This is a genomic window from Maribacter luteus (assembly GCF_009674825.1).
Taxonomy (GTDB): Bacteria; Bacteroidota; Bacteroidia; order Flavobacteriales; family Flavobacteriaceae; genus Maribacter_A; species Maribacter_A luteus.
Genome location: NZ_WKJH01000024.1, coordinates 335,014 through 349,793, shown reverse-complemented (window position 1 = coordinate 349,793; position 14,780 = coordinate 335,014). Strand labels below are relative to the sequence as shown.

Annotated in this window: 17 protein-coding genes; 7 read left to right on the top strand and 10 right to left on the bottom strand. The window is 39.8% G+C overall.

Annotated features, from left to right (window positions below):
- Window position 1: 1 nt before the first annotated feature.
- The 5 genes from GJ691_RS15355 to GJ691_RS15335 are packed head-to-tail and all read right to left on the bottom strand — an operon-like array spanning window position 2 to window position 4,803.
- On the bottom strand, window positions 2-1,000 hold the full coding sequence (locus GJ691_RS15355) for an AAA family ATPase (RefSeq protein WP_154368424.1): 999 nt from the start codon (window positions 998-1,000) through the stop codon (window positions 2-4).
- Window positions 990-2,207 carry a DUF4350 domain-containing protein gene (locus tag GJ691_RS15350; RefSeq protein ID WP_154368423.1) on the bottom strand — a complete coding sequence of 406 codons (1,218 nt, stop codon included), beginning with the start codon at window positions 2,205-2,207 and terminating at the stop codon, window positions 990-992. The genes GJ691_RS15355 and GJ691_RS15350 overlap by 11 nt, the downstream gene beginning before the upstream one ends.
- Window positions 2,200-2,943, bottom strand: coding sequence for a DUF4129 domain-containing protein (locus GJ691_RS15345; protein WP_154368421.1), 744 nt, complete (start codon window positions 2,941-2,943; stop codon window positions 2,200-2,202). The genes GJ691_RS15350 and GJ691_RS15345 overlap by 8 nt, the downstream gene beginning before the upstream one ends.
- 22 nt (window positions 2,944-2,965) lie before the next feature.
- Window positions 2,966-3,844: a hypothetical protein gene (locus tag GJ691_RS15340; RefSeq protein WP_154368419.1), complete on the bottom strand. Its 879-nt coding sequence runs from the start codon at window positions 3,842-3,844 to the stop codon at window positions 2,966-2,968.
- Window positions 3,841-4,803: a stage II sporulation protein M gene (locus GJ691_RS15335; RefSeq protein WP_154368417.1), complete on the bottom strand. Its 963-nt coding sequence runs from the start codon at window positions 4,801-4,803 to the stop codon at window positions 3,841-3,843. The genes GJ691_RS15340 and GJ691_RS15335 overlap by 4 nt, the downstream gene beginning before the upstream one ends.
- A gap of 32 nt (window positions 4,804-4,835) precedes the next feature.
- Here GJ691_RS15335 and GJ691_RS15330 point away from each other — a divergent pair, with 32 nt between their 5' ends.
- Together GJ691_RS15330 and GJ691_RS15325 are read left to right on the top strand one after the other, a co-directional pair.
- A complete protein-coding gene (locus tag GJ691_RS15330) occupies window positions 4,836-5,552 on the top strand; it encodes an RDD family protein (protein ID WP_154368415.1) in 717 nt (238 codons plus the stop codon).
- A 122-nt stretch (window positions 5,553-5,674) separates the two neighbouring features.
- Window positions 5,675-6,286: a trimeric intracellular cation channel family protein gene (locus tag GJ691_RS15325; RefSeq protein ID WP_154368413.1), complete on the top strand. Its 612-nt coding sequence runs from the start codon at window positions 5,675-5,677 to the stop codon at window positions 6,284-6,286.
- A gap of 183 nt (window positions 6,287-6,469) precedes the next feature.
- Here the strand turns inward: GJ691_RS15325 and GJ691_RS15320 are convergent, their stop codons facing one another.
- Window positions 6,470-7,201: a peptidylprolyl isomerase gene (locus GJ691_RS15320; protein ID WP_154368411.1), complete on the bottom strand. Its 732-nt coding sequence runs from the start codon at window positions 7,199-7,201 to the stop codon at window positions 6,470-6,472.
- On the opposite strand from GJ691_RS15320, the gene GJ691_RS15315 reads away from it, so the two are divergent.
- Together GJ691_RS15315 and GJ691_RS15310 are read left to right on the top strand one after the other, a co-directional pair.
- Entirely contained in the window at window positions 7,200-7,841 is a 642-nt protein-coding gene (locus GJ691_RS15315; protein WP_154368408.1) for an NUDIX hydrolase, read from the top strand. The genes GJ691_RS15320 and GJ691_RS15315 overlap by 2 nt on opposite strands.
- Before the next feature lie 24 nt (window positions 7,842-7,865).
- Window positions 7,866-8,681, top strand: a complete 816-nt coding sequence (locus tag GJ691_RS15310) for a lysophospholipid acyltransferase family protein (protein ID WP_154368406.1) — start codon at window positions 7,866-7,868, stop codon at window positions 8,679-8,681.
- Here GJ691_RS15310 and GJ691_RS15305 read toward each other — a convergent pair.
- The 4 genes from GJ691_RS15305 to GJ691_RS15290 all read right to left on the bottom strand — a co-directional run bounded on the left by GJ691_RS15305 (window position 8,678) and on the right by GJ691_RS15290 (window position 12,554).
- Complete coding sequence (locus GJ691_RS15305) at window positions 8,678-9,328, bottom strand: hypothetical protein (RefSeq protein ID WP_154368404.1); 651 nt, start codon at window positions 9,326-9,328, stop codon at window positions 8,678-8,680. The genes GJ691_RS15310 and GJ691_RS15305 overlap by 4 nt on opposite strands.
- A 6-nt stretch (window positions 9,329-9,334) precedes the next feature.
- Window positions 9,335-9,829, bottom strand: a complete 495-nt coding sequence (locus tag GJ691_RS15300) for an RNA polymerase sigma factor (RefSeq protein WP_179955139.1) — start codon at window positions 9,827-9,829, stop codon at window positions 9,335-9,337.
- Window positions 9,830-10,043: 214 nt separating this feature from the next.
- Window positions 10,044-11,483, bottom strand: a complete 1,440-nt coding sequence (locus GJ691_RS15295; protein ID WP_154368402.1) for an amidohydrolase — start codon at window positions 11,481-11,483, stop codon at window positions 10,044-10,046.
- A 174-nt stretch (window positions 11,484-11,657) separates the two neighbouring features.
- Entirely contained in the window at window positions 11,658-12,554 is an 897-nt protein-coding gene (locus GJ691_RS15290; RefSeq protein ID WP_154368400.1) for a site-specific tyrosine recombinase, read from the bottom strand.
- 145 nt (window positions 12,555-12,699) lie between these two features.
- Here GJ691_RS15290 and GJ691_RS15285 point away from each other — a divergent pair, with 145 nt between their 5' ends.
- The 3 genes from GJ691_RS15285 to GJ691_RS15275 all read left to right on the top strand — a co-directional run bounded on the left by GJ691_RS15285 (window position 12,700) and on the right by GJ691_RS15275 (window position 14,691).
- Window positions 12,700-13,194, top strand: coding sequence for an outer membrane beta-barrel protein (locus tag GJ691_RS15285; protein WP_179955138.1), 495 nt, complete (start codon window positions 12,700-12,702; stop codon window positions 13,192-13,194).
- A 133-nt stretch (window positions 13,195-13,327) separates the two neighbouring features.
- On the top strand, window positions 13,328-13,933 hold the full coding sequence (locus tag GJ691_RS15280) for a porin family protein (protein ID WP_154368398.1): 606 nt from the start codon (window positions 13,328-13,330) through the stop codon (window positions 13,931-13,933).
- A 245-nt stretch (window positions 13,934-14,178) separates the two neighbouring features.
- Window positions 14,179-14,691, top strand: coding sequence for an outer membrane beta-barrel protein (locus tag GJ691_RS15275; RefSeq protein ID WP_154368396.1), 513 nt, complete (start codon window positions 14,179-14,181; stop codon window positions 14,689-14,691).
- The last annotated feature ends 89 nt before the right edge of the window (window positions 14,692-14,780 follow it).

The window sequence follows — 14,780 nt, the reverse complement described above, 5'->3', positions numbered from 1 at the left end:
ATTATCTAGGAATTTCTACAGACTCCATGATCATGTTCACCACGCTGTCGGTGGTCATACCTTCCATTTCGCGTTCAGGGGTCAGGATTACCCTATGATTCAATACGGGAACGAGGGCTTTCTTAATATCTTCCGGTATTACAAAATCCCTACCTTGAATGGCAGCGAATGCCTTGGCAGCATTTAAAGTTGCGATGGAGGCCCTAGGGGATCCCCCTAAATATAAATGAGGATGATTTCTGGTCTTGGTTATGATATCGGCAATATATTTAATGATTTTTTCCTCAACCACAACATCTTGGATCTTCGATTTAAAATCGGCCAATTGCTCAGGGGTCAATATACCGGATATCTGTTCTTGTGGTTTTTGTCCTTTGCGTTCATGATGGGTTTGTATGATCTTTATTTCTTCTTCTACCGAAGGGTAATCTACCTTTATCTTAAAAATAAACCGATCTAATTGGGCTTCGGGTAGGGCATAGGTGCCTTCTTGTTCAATGGGGTTTTGGGTGGCCAGCACCATAAAAGGGGTTTCCATAACATAGGTGGTGCCATCCATGGTTACTTGGCGTTCTTCCATGGTTTCGAACATAGCAGCCTGAGTCTTGGCCGGGGCACGGTTGATCTCATCGATTAGAATGATGTTAGAGAAAATAGGACCTTTTTTAAACTCGAACTCCGATGATTTTACATTGAAGATAGAAGTGCCTAATATATCACTGGGCATTAAATCCGGGGTAAACTGTATACGGCTAAAATCGGTTTTCAGGGTTTTGGCAAAAAGTTTGGCCGTAATGGTCTTTGCTATACCGGGAACGCCTTCAATAAGTACATGCCCATCAACCAAAAGGGAAACGATCAACAGCTCTATAAAATTTTCTTGTCCGATGATGACCTTCGCCAGTTCGGTTTTGATATCATTGACGGCTTTTTTAAGATCCTCGAGTGGAATCCTATTGTCAAAATTAAGGTCGTTAGTAGGTTGTTCGTTATTTTCCATCGGCTTTCGATTTAAATTGTTCAATTAGTTCATTCAATTTTATGAGTTCGGCATTGTTGATTTCCGAGCGTATCTTAAGTTTTTGCATAAAGGTAAACAGGTCTTTCACTTCATCAAAGGTATGGTTACTTCGGGCGGCAAGGTTGCGAAAGAACACATCGTCTTGTTTAATGGTATTCAAATAAAAACGGGAGCGAATATACTCCAAGAAATATGCGATCTTATGTTGAATAATCGGTTGCCGTTCCCCTTTTTCATAATACATATCGGCAATGGTACGTGTGAACGCCAAAGTCTGGTTTTTTAAAGGTTCTATAACGGGAATGGCTCTTTGTTTGCGTTTTCCTTCAAAAATAATATAGATGACGACCCCTATCAACACAATGTAATAGGCCCATTTTAGAGCTTTGTTGTTTAGGAATATGTACATGGGGGAAGTGTAGAATGATTTTCCCGATTTATGATGCTCATCGATATAAACAGGTCTGTTTCCTTCGATATAAGAAAGGAGTCCTGCCGTATAATCTTTATTCTCGTTTTTTAGGATGAAATAGTTCGTAAATGCCTTCGGGAACGCACTGAGTATTATTTCCCCTTTACCGAAATCTTGTTTGATTACATTGAAATGTTTGGACTTTTCCGATTCATTGTCCAAAACATAATCCACTTCACCCAGTACCGTGGTTCGTAAGGTGTCCAATTGACTGAAATACCTCGCGCTATTATCCTTTTCAAAGGTGTAGGTCGTATGGTTCTTTAGATAGGGATTTAATAATTTATGCCTTTGTTCCCGATTGTCATCCAAGTCGGGATACAATCCGGAGGTGCTTAAATTCAAAGTGTCCTTTAATTGTTCGTCAAAGCTGTTGGATGCTATAAAGAGGGTATTGCCACGGGAGGTCCAATCCAACAAACCGTTCAGTTCGGCCTCTCCGAAAGAAACATCATTGTTCACAAAGAAATAAGTGCCTTGAAGGGTATCTGAGGATTGAAGCATTTCGAAGGGTGGCCTGCTGATGTGTTTTAGATTGTTCTTATAAAGGTTTTCCATAATATCATTCAGGACGTAAGTGCCATATGGTATCTTATGTTGGGATACATAGGAAGGGTACCAATTGATTTCTTTAGGTTTGCTATATTGAAATAGCATGAGAACGGCTAAAGTGACCAATGCGATGATAATATATGATGCTCCTTTCTTACCCATTTGCATCCAAGGTTTTTCTAAGCGAGACGAACTTATTCTCGGCCTTTAGGTATTGGTCCCTATCTATAGGAAAATCACCATACCAGATATAGTCGTACAGCCATGTGATATGGCCGAAGGGTTGTTGTAACTCTTTCTTCTTCAGTTCACTGATATAGTCGTCATTGGTTTTTTGGGGCTCCCAGGCTATCAGTTCCTTATCGCTCATCTGTCTAAGAATGAGTAAATAGTAATAGCGAATGGCCAAGCGGTAATTTTTCACTTCCAAGGCCTTCTGTATCAGTTGGTCAATGTCCTCGTTTTTGATGATATGTTCCTCTTCGGATAGGGCAACGGTGGCCTCATTGTTTTTTGAATAAAACAAGGACCTGGTATTTACGTTCAGGAAGAATTTTATCAGAAGGAAAAGAAGGATGCCTATTAAAATATAGGGTAATAACCGCAGAAATATCGAGAAGAAACCAACCGCTTTTTCAGCCCCGAACAACCATTCGAAAAAACGGAGTAAAAGATTGCCGATCCATGAGGTGAAATTGTTCCACCAGGTTAGGTCGGCCTCAACGACTTCATAATTAAAATCAGGATTGTCCTTGTACGTCTTAAGGTCTTCATCGGTAATTTGTTGTACCTGTAGCTTTTCCGTATCGTACCTTACCATGGTCGAATCTTGCTGAGCGTAGAGCGAGCATATCGTTAGAATGGCAAGTAATGAAAGGAAAAGCCTTTTAAAGATCATAGTGTCGGGTTGCCCCTTTTAATTATTCTTCCGTGGTTTTTCCTAGGTTTTGAATACGTTCAAAAGTGCCGGTAAAGTTTTTCTTCTCGTTCAGATTGAAAAAGATAAATGCCCCAGCGACTATAGAAATAATATTCAAAAGCATCTGCGCCAATGTACCTATCATATTGAGGATAAGATAAACCGGATCCACAAAATTGCCGGATAGGGAGGTAGCGTCCATTTCACCCGAAAATATCCCCATACTTGCATATTGGTAAATAACCGCAGGTAAATTAAAGGCATATCCTGCGATACCGACAATAATACCAATTATGAAAAGGGTAGCGAAGGTGATCCACCATTCATCCTTTACTAGGGTAAAACCATAGTTGTACGATTCTCCCACACTTTTGTTCATGAAAATCATGATGCTGAATGAAAGTGAAAGTGGTACGGCCAGATAAATTCCGGGTATAAAGCAGAATATGAATCCGACCATTATCGATAATACCACTATAATTCCTAGGCCAATAAAGCTCCAGAGGGTATCATATACCTCTTTTTTTATTTTGTCAAAGTCAGTTTGTCCCTGAAGTTCGGTATAGGATTTTATATAGTGCAATACCGTGGATTGGGAAACGGCATATACCAAAATCATGGCGACGATAAAAACGAGAGCACTTACCATCATGCTAATTCCACTAAATAATTCATTGGAACTTGTGGAGTTAAAATCCAATATGGATGAAAACGAATAGAGATAAAAACCCAAGGCTATCAAAAGTATGATCAAATAAGGTGCGACAATCTTGAAATAAGTTGTCATAAAAGGCTTGAACTCTGTACGAAGAAAAGCAAAGGTATCGGATAAAATTTCTCCTAATTCACGTTGTTTTTTAAATTGGATGTATTGGTTCATTTTTGGTTTGGTTTTGAATGTAATTGATATGGGTATATAACGTAATAAAATAAAATTAGTGCTAAGGAAGCCGTAATAATAATAATGGCCAACCAATCGGGCATTTCGGTATGGCGGGTCACGAAACCTTCCAGAAATCCTGCGATGATAAAAAAGGGAATGGTACTGAGCATTATTTTAAGTCCGTTCTTCACTCCTCTTTTAAACGATTCCAATCGGGTGTACGTACCAGGGAAAAGCATACCGTTGGCGAGTACCAATCCGGCACAACCGGCAATGATGATGACCGAGATTTCAATGGTTCCGTGAATCCAAATGGTACGGGCAGATTCCCAAAGCAATCCTTTTTCATAAAAGAAATATTGAAAACTACCCAGCATTATCCCGTTTTGCATCATGATCCATAACGTTCCTATGCCCAACATAATGCCATAGACAAATGCCATTAAGGCCACTTTGATATTGTTTATGGTAATACCCATGAACATATTGAATTCCCCCATTTGTTTGTATACGGCCATGGGGTCGCCCTTGTCAATATTATTGAGGGTCATGTTCACATAACTGTCCCCGAGGATCGAACGTACAAAATCGCCCTCATTGGCGGCGGAAAAAGCTCCGACCAAACAAAAGAAGGTAAAGACAAGGAAAGCGATCAGAAGTTCTCTTTGGTGGTAATAGAACAGGGTAGGGAATTCGGTCTTCCAAAATTCCACAATTCGGTTTTTAGGCTCTTTTTTTGTTTTATAGATTTTTTGGTGGGCCTGTGATGCCAAGGTGTTTAGATAAAACTCCGTATTACTTCCTGCATAAAAAGTTTTGGCGTAACTCAGGTGATCGGTAATTTCAATATATAGATCGGACAATACATCGGGTGCTATCTTCGTTTTGTTCGAAAGGGCATTTTCAAAAGTTACCCATTTATCTTTATTTTGCTTAACAAAGGCGGCCTCGCGCATTTATACCGGGTTTTACCCAAAGAAACTAAAATATGGAACAATTTCAAATAGAAACTGCCCAAAATATAAGCATCAGTCAAAATACCGCTCACTTAGGTGATCGTATGTTGGCCTACCTCATCGATAGTTTTGTGATCTTGGCGTATACCATCTTAATGATTTGGTTATTGATTTCGATGGATATTGATCTCGAGGATATGTGGGCCATTTATATGCTTTTGGGGTTGCCGGCATTTTTATACTATGTATTGATGGAAACCTTTATGGACGGAAAGACCATCGGTAAGGGTTTAATGAAGATTCGTGTTGTAAAATCGGATGGGTCCAAACCTGGTTTTTCAAGTTATTTCATTCGTTGGATACTTCGTATCATTGATGTGGCACTTACTTCCGGCGGATTGGCGGTCTTAACGATTTTAATACGTGGAAAAGGCCAGCGTATTGGTGATATCGCTGCCGGCACAACCGTAATAAGCGAGAAAATACGCGTTGGGATTAAGGATACCTTGTTAAGGGAACTGCCAGAAGATTATATACCCAAGTATGCACAGGTAACCGTTTTCAAGGACCGGGAAATGCAGACCATTAAGGATTTGTATGAACAGGCTCGTCGTAATGGTAATCACCAGATTATCTTGTCTTTAAGTGAGCAGATCAAAAAAGTCACCCATATAACCACGGATGAAAAACCATTTGATTTTGTGGACAAGGTGATTAAGGATTATAGTTATTATACACAGCGACTTTAGGGGTTAAAAGAGCATTTGATCAATCCTTGTTTTTCCTTCAAAAAGTTGTCGTTTTCACACCTGAAAATTTTTTAAAATAGTTCGGTGCAATTATATATTTTTGCGCACCAAATAATTTTTCGATGCTTTATTTGATTATTGATATATTAGGAGCGGCAGCTTTCGCGATTTCCGGCGTATTGGTTGCCATGGAAAAGAAACTCGATTTGTTCGGGGTACTTATCATTGCCTTTGTAACGGCAACCGGAGGAGGAACCCTACGTGATGTGTTGATAGGGAATAAACCGGTTTTCTGGATGCTGAATCCCGTTTATCTCTTTACGATATTAGGGGCAGTTATTTTAGCGATATTGTTCGTGAATCAATTGAAATATCTCAGGAAAACACTCTTTTTGTTCGATACCATCGGGATAGGGCTTTTTACTATGGTAGGCATAGAAAAGGGGCTTGAAGCGGAATTGGCTCCTCCTATATGTATTGTACTTGGTACTATAACCGCATCGTTCGGTGGGGTGATCCGGGATATTCTTTGTAATGAGATTCCCGTAATATTCCAAAAGGAGATTTACGCTACTGCCTGTATTTTAGGGGGAGTGTCCTATTTTTTATTGGCCATGACGCCCATTAATTCGGCTTATTCCTATATCGTTGCTATTTTGATAGTAATCGTTTTTCGTCTATTGGCCGTAAAGTTCCATATTGCCTTGCCGAATATTTATAAGGTGAAGAAGTAGACAGTGAGCAGTAGGCAGTGAACAATAAATTGTGAAGAAACAAATTCCAAAAATCAATGAGGAAGTACTAGTTTTTGTTATTTCTTAAGAGCCAAGAGCCAAGAGCCAAGAGCCAAGAGCCAAGAGCCAAGAGCCAAGAGCCAAGAGCCAAGAGCCAAGAGCCAAGAGCCAAGAGCCAAGAGCCTACTTAACGACTTCCGCCTTGGTAATATAAATGTTCTGAAATGGCCAATCGCCTTTGCCAACACGTTGCACATTTATCTTGTCAACAACATCCATACCCTCGATGACTTTCCCGAACGGAGTATATTCTCCATCTAAATGATAGGATCCCGGTTTGGTGACCACGATAAAGAATTCATAAGGAGAGGCCAACATATGTGGGTTATCAACTTCACTGCTGGGCATGGAAATAGTTCCACGATGATGTTTGTATCCTTTTTTTGCATCCGGAGGTAATAAGTACCTACCGATAGCACCTCGTTTATCGGCCGTGGCTTTATCGTCCGAGTTACCACCTTGAATAATGAAATTCTTGACCACCCGGTGAAACTGGGTATTGTTGAAATAACCTTTTTTGGTCAAGTAAATAAAGTTGGCCTTATGGTAAGGAACATTGTCATAGAGTTGAACGGTGAAACTTCCCAAACTAGTGGTTATTTTCACCTTATCATCTTTCAATGTCTTATTGTAATTATAAAAGAAGTCAATAGCATTCTCTTCCGTGAGTTTAAAAGGTTCTTCTTCTTCTTCTTCTTCTTGTTCTTCTATCTCTGTTTTTTCATTTATCAAAACGGAATCTTTCACTTCTGAAACCGGTTGTTCACTTTTCGGAGTGGTCTTCGGTTCCTCTTTACAGGAAGAAAAAAATATAAGTAGTAATATTGTAATGTAATAGGATTTATTGAAAGCCATGAATTTTGATGATTTTGCCTTACGTAGTTCAAAAATAAAAAATCTGCCCTTACCGGGCAGTGCTTCGCATTATAAAATGGCTCCTTCCATACGATTGAAAGAATTGGAAACCGGTAATATCCAAAAACAAAATGCAAGAAAGGCCGCTGTCCTTGCTTTGTTTTATCCAGATCCAAGAAGTGTTACCAATTTATTGTTGATACTCCGAAAGACCTATAAGGGTGTACATTCGAATCAAATAGGATTCCCGGGGGGCAAGTCGGAAAAAGAAGACCCTGATATTTTACATACCGCGTTGCGCGAAACTTATGAAGAAGTAGGGGTGCCGCCAGAAAGGATCTCGATTATCAAATCGTTGAGTGAAATCTATATTCCACCCAGTAATTTTGAGGTAAAACCGTTTATGGGACTTATGGAAAATCCTAGTCCTTTTGTTATGCAGGAATCTGAAGTTGAGGCATTGATAGAGGTGCCTTTGGTAGATTTCATGGATGACGGCAAGGTCTTTACACAAAAATTATCGACTTCCTATGCGAAAAATATGGAGGTACCCGCCTTTAAATTAAATGGTTACACGGTTTGGGGGGCAACGGCAATGATGCTGAATGAAATCAAGGAGCTTTTGAAGCAGGTTTTATAAGGCTTATTTTGTAGCTTTGCCTTTATGGGTCTATTCAAAAAAAATCCATTTGGACACATCCTTTTTATAAAAAGATGGTTGATACGTATCTTGGGTGTATTCACCCATCAGCGTTATAAGGGCTTTAATACTTTAGAGATTGAAGGCTCTGAAATTATCCGAAATCTACCGGATAAAAATGTACTTTTTGTAAGTAACCATCAAACCTATTTTGCCGATGTGGTTGCCATGTTCCATGTATTCAATGCGAGTTTAAGTGGTCGTGAAGACACCCTTAAAAATGTTGGTTATCTGTGGAACCCTAAACTGAACGTTTATTATGTGGCCGCTGCCGAGACCATGAAGAAAAGTCTTTTGACCAAGATTTTCGCCTATGCGGGATCGATCAGTGTTGAGCGTACTTGGCGTTCCGAAGGAAAAGATGTGAAACGCCAGGTTAAGATGAGCGATATCTCAAATATAGGTAAGGCTTTGAACGATGGCTGGGTAATTACCTTTCCCCAAGGCACTACTACACCTTGGAAACCGCTTCGAAAAGGTACGGCCCATATCATTAAAAAATACAAACCGGTAGTTGTGCCTGTTGTCATTGATGGTTTTAGGCGATCTTTTGATAAAAAAGGACTTCGGGTAAAGAAAAAAGGTATTCTTCAGAATATGGTTATCAAAGAACCATTGGATATTGATTATGAAAACGAGTCGTTCGATGCGATTATTGAGAAGCTGGAATACGCCATAGAGCAACATCCTTCATTCTTAAAAGTGATTTCCCAAAAAGACCTATTGGCCTTGGAAGAAGAGAATGAACTTCGTAGGTTTCGTAATAGTAAGAAAATCTAAACTTCCAATTGTTTCAGTTCGTTATAATTCCTTTTGAGCTTGCGTAATAACAATCCGTAGAGTAAAAAGTAGATTCCGCCCATCACTGCTGTTAGAACAATTCCCATAATGCCCATTCCGATCATGAGGCTTATTTTTATTTTTTCTATGGATACATTTTGTGCCTTATCCTTTAATCCACTGAAGGTTGAAAATATGTCGTCATTTAAATAAACACCAATAATCATAAGAATAACGATAACCATTATCATGGACAAAGAGTAGATGATATAGTGTTTTACGGTTCTTCGTGTTCGTATAATCTTTTTCATTAAACTTTTCGCACTGTCCAACACACATATTTCCTTGTACCTTCTATAGAATTGAAAAAGGAAATAAAAAGCCACTCCATAGGAAAATATGGTAATCCCAATGATCCAATTGTGCAATCCCAATTTATCGTAAATCTCCATATTCTTGTTGAACGATGGTATCAGGTATAGTAAATGGGGCAGTGTAAATTCCAATATACTGATGATCAAAATCCAACGAACGATTGAGGAAGATTTCTTCCAAATCATACTATGTATTTGATCAAATGACAATTTAGGAAGGTGTTCGTCCCTTTTCTGCCAATCTTTTTTTAATAAATCTAGTTCGTCAATCATATATCGTCAAGGATTCAATATGGTTCTTAATTTCTTTTTTATCCGGTTCATCTTCACTCTTGCATTTACTTCGGAAATTCCCAGTGTTTCGGCAATTTCCCGATAATCCTTATCTTCCAGATAAAGGAAAACTAAAGCTTTTTCAATATCTCCCAGTTGTTTTACCGCGGCATACATGAGCTTTAGTTGCTCTTCTTCACGTGGATCATATTCATTGGCCGTTATTTTGTAAATGACCGAGTCATAATCCTGTGTACGTATTCTTTTTTTTGATTTTCGGTATAGCGTTATGGCCGTGTTCAGGGCAACCCTGTACATCCATGTACTGAATTTCGATTCTCCCCTGAATTTTGGATAGGCCTTCCATAGCTGTATCGTTATTTCTTGGAACAGGTCATTGTGCGAATGTTTGTCATTGGTGTACAATGTACAGACCTTATGAACAATGTTCTGATTGTTCTCAAGTTCGGTCACAAATTGATGCTCCAGTTTTTTGTTCACGCTTGGTTGGTAGTTGTTACCTAATAAGTAGTAGTTTTTGTGATAATGTTACACTTGGAATTAAAAAAAATAATTTTAGTAGCCAGTAGCCAGTAGCCAGTAGCCAGTAGCCAGTAGCCAGTAGCCAGTAGCCAATAGCCAATAGCCAATAGCCATTAGCCAGTAGCCAGTAGCCAGTAGCCAATGGCCAATGGCCAAAAACCAATAGCCAAAATTACTTCCTATAATCCAAGGCAGGGGCTCTGTCTCCCAATAACGGAATATATTTAAAGTCTGGCCCTTTTCGTTCCAGGAATTCTTTTTTGGCAGCTTCTACGATTTTTGGGTTCTTTAAAAGGTCAATTGCTGTTAAGGTAATGGTTTTTGCAGCTATCATCATGCCCTTGTTGCCAATACTTGTGCCTCCTGCAGCAACGGCTTGCCAACTATGCGCAGGAGTTCCCGGTACCCAGGTTGCGGAACCCATACCCACCGTGGGTACGGTAAAACTAACGTCCCCAACATCGGTAGAACCAAATGCCTTGGCTTCCGTTTTATAAGGTTGTATGTCTTTGGCCATGGCCAAATTAGCTTCTTTATAACCCAAAGTTTTTGCGATCTTATCGGCAAATTCCTTTTCTTCCGGAGTATATTCCATACCACCGACCATAGAAAGTTTGTCGTGCATCAATTTTTGTAGGGTAAGGTTGGGTAGCAATTCGTGCGTACCACCGATCATCTCATAGTCCATCGTTGTTCCTGTTCCCAATGCGGCACCTTCGGCCGCTTTTACCATACGGTCAAAAATATCTATGACCACATCCCTGTTATTATGACGGGCATAATAATATACCTCGGCAAAATCAGGAACCACATTGGGCGCCTTACCACCTTGGGTTATTACATAATGTATTCTTGCTTTTTCCGGAACATGTTCACGCATCATGTTCACCATATAATTCATGGCTTCAACTCCGTCTAAGGCAGAGCGACCCTTTTCAGGGGATGCGGCGGCATGGGCAGAAACACCATAGAAACGAAATTTAGCCGATTTATTAGCAAGTGCAGCGCCAGCACTGGCCGCGTTCTGTGAACTGGGGTGCCAATGTAACGCTACATCAACATCATTGAAAAGTCCTTCGCGAACCATGTACACTTTCCCGGAACCACCTTCCTCGGCCGGAGTACCATAAAAACGAATGGTGCCTGTTGTTCCCGTTGCGGTCATCCAGTCCTTTACGGCAATAGCTGCTGCTGTTGAGGCCGTACCGAACAAATGATGGCCACAAGCATGGCCCGCTGCTTTCCCGGCCGATTTTTTCTCAGCTAGTCGTTCTTGTGATAGTCCCGGTAAGGCATCATACTCGCCCATAATGGCTATAATGGGTGAACCGCTGCCGTATTCCGCAATAAAAGCCGTAGGAATACCTGCTACGCCCTTTTGTATGGTAAAACCACTATCACTCAGCGTTTTTTGTAATAGGGCACTACTTTTTTCCTCTTGGTAACCCATTTCTGCCAAATCCCAAATGGTTTGGGCTATTTCGCCATAAGCTTCACTCTTTTGGTCCAATTGTTTTAATATATACCCGCTTTTTTTCTGGGCGGTCAAAGCCGTTAAAGTAAATAAGTATAAAGCAACTAGGGAGATTGGTTTTTTGAATACGGAAATCATAATAAACTATTGTTTTTTATTGGTTTTTCTTAATAGTGTGGCTTGATTTTTTACATTATCGTTTGAGTTGGTAAACGATGTTTAAATATAATGAAATCATACCAATCAAGAGGTAAGAATTAAGTCAAGATGCAAGGGACAAATTCTAAAATAAGACCAATTGACAATACCGAACTATTTTCTCGGATGGTACTTATCCATGACTTCGGTTAAGTGGGACCGGTCCAAATGCACATAAACCTCTGTCGTTGTAATACTTTCATGGCCCAACATCTGTTGAATGGCCCGTAGGTCGGCCCCATTTTTCAATAAATGCGTGGCAAAGGAATGCCGAAAGGTGTGCGGACTTATACTTTTACCCAAATCGATTTTGATGGCCAATTGTTTAATGATCGTAAATACCATGGCACGTGTAAGTTGCTTACCTCTTCGGTTCAAGAAAAGGATATCTTCGAAACCTTTTTGAGTGTTCTGGTGTACCCGTACCTCTTTCCTATAAATATTGATGTATTTTTTATTGAAATCACTAATGGGTACAAAGCGTTGTTTGTCCCCTTTCCCGGTAACCTTTATAAAATCCTCCTCGAAAAAAAGGTCCGATATGCGTAGGTTTATGAGTTCGGAAACCCGAAGTCCACAACCGTACAAGGTCTCAAGCATGGCCCGGTTACGTTCTCCTTCGGGTTTTGAAAGATCTACGGCAGCGATGATATCATTAATTTCATCTATAGAAAGCGTGTCTGGCAGTTTTCTTCCGATTTTAGGCGATTCGAGCAGATCCATAGGGTTGTCGGTACGGTAATCCTCAAAATTCAAATAGTTGAAAAAACTTTTTAAACCGGAGATAATTCGGGCCTGGGAACGTGGGTTCACACTTGTGGCTATTTCATAGACAAAACGTTGAACGGTTTCTTTATTTATTTGTAAAGGGTTTAAATTGAGTTCGTTTGACTCAATAAATCCGATTAATTTGGTTACATCCAGAATATAGTTTTTAATGGAATTTTCGGATAAACCACGCTCTAACTTAAGGTAGTGTTCATAATCTTCCAAAGCCTGTTTCCATTTCATGCTGCAAATGTTTTAATTATAAGATCAAATAATCTTAAAAGCAGAAAAACAATATTACACAACATATTTGGATTATTACACAACGAATATTAGTCGAGCATTTAAAGTCGATATAAGTTTGCTCCATAAATTAAAACAATCAATTATGAAAAAAGTAGTAGCAGTATTGGCCTTTGCGCTAATCGGATTTTCAATGAATGCCCAAGATGGTTTTAGACTAGGGGCCAATTTAGGTTTGCCTACTGGTGATGCCGGCGATGTTTCAGGTTTCAGTATTGGTTTGGATGTCCAATACATGTTCGAAACTGCAGGTGATTTCGATTTAGGGGTCGCAACCGGTTTTACCAATTCTTTTGGTAAGGAAATTGAAGAAGGCGGATTTACGTTTGAAATCGATGATGTGCAATTTTTGCCATTGGCAGGAGTCGCCAGGTACAAAGCTAGCGAAGAGTTGTCTATCGGTACCGATTTAGGGTATGCCTTAGGTATCAACGATGGTAACGATGGTGGTTTTTATTACAGACCTACCGTTGGCTATGCGGTTAGTGAAGGGGTGGAAATCAATGCCTCTTACACAGGAATAAGTGCAGATGGTGGTACTTGGTCTACAATCAACTTAGGCGTACTTTTCAGTTTATAAATAAAATTTTCATCCATTTTAAAAGCGAAAACATATAATGTTTTCGCTTTTTTTTTACCCTATATTATTTTAGGCATCGTATTTGCATACCATAGTGTACACTATTCATGTTTTATGAACTAAACACTATATTATGAAAAAATTACTCTTTCTTTCGTTTATTGCTTTTTTGGCCTTTTCTACGACCCAGGCCCAAGAACCGATTCGATTCGGGGTTACGGGTGGACTTTTGAATACCAATGTTGATTTTAAGACCGGCAATTCATTATTGAATCTTGTCGGGGTAGAAAATTACGGGAACATCAACAATACCGGTTTTTATGTTGGGGCGCTATTGGATATCGCAGCTACTGATAAATTCCATGTACAGCCAGAATTGACTTATGGTAAGTCCGAAGACCTTTCTTTTGTCTATTTGCCCATCATGGCCAAATATTATGTAGCTCCCAAATTTCATATACAAGCAGGTCCGCAATTGAATTTTTCTTCTAATCTCGACGATATTAAAAATACCATTCGCGATGCCGAGGAACTTTTGGGCACCAATGGCGATGTTGATGATGTGCTACGTACTGTCGGGGTAGATTTAGGCGTGGGTGCCGGTTTCGATGTTACCGAAAATTTTACGATCCAGGCGCGTTATTCCTTTGAACTTACCGATAGATATAATGGACCGGCAGGAGGAGTGCTCGATATTAAGGGGTCTGCATTGCAAGTGGGTGTGGCCTTTATGTTCTGAGAAAAGATCTTTATGCAATTGTTTGCCCTATGGAAGGGATCATGACAATGGATTGAAACCTAATATAACGACCCCGGAAAGGGTCGTTTTTTTATGTATGTCCTAATACTTTGTGTACAATTAATTTCGGTTCAGTTTGCCAAGTCTATTGTTCTAGTTGAATTTTCTGTGGTTAGCTGCAACAAAAGGCAATTGAAAGCGTTTTGGTAGGTAGAAAAAACCAAAACCAAAAAAAAACCAGACCAATGCAGAAAAACCTAATTGCCCTGATGTTCCTTTTATTGGGGAGCGGAATTTTCGCCCAAGAAGGCTTTAAACTAGGATTCCACGGGGGCTTGCCCATCAACGACTTTAATGATGCCGTAACCCTGACCCTCGGGTTGGATGTCGGTTATATGTATGCCGTGAACGAAACGATAGATGTTGGGATTTCTACGGGATTTATCCATGGGTTCGCCGAAAGTTTCAGTTCAGAGGCCATTGAGGCCGATTATCCTGATGTACAATTTTTACCATTAGCCGCCGCGGTTCGCATATGGACTTCAAATTCATTCTCCTTTGGGGTTGAAGGTGGGTATGCCGTAGGTATCAATGACGGTAATGATGGTGGGTTGTTTTATAGACCCATTATCGGGTATCTTATGGGCCCCAGTACCGAGGTCAATTTTTCATATTCCACGGTAGAATTGGATGGCCCAACGTGGAACACTTTGAACCTTGGGGTTCTTTATACGTTCAAATCAAAACGCAGTAGATAAAAAAAGCTATAACCGAATAAAATTAAATAGAGGAAGGGGAAGCTAGATAGCTCCCCTTTTTTTATTACACATAAATCGATACATTTATG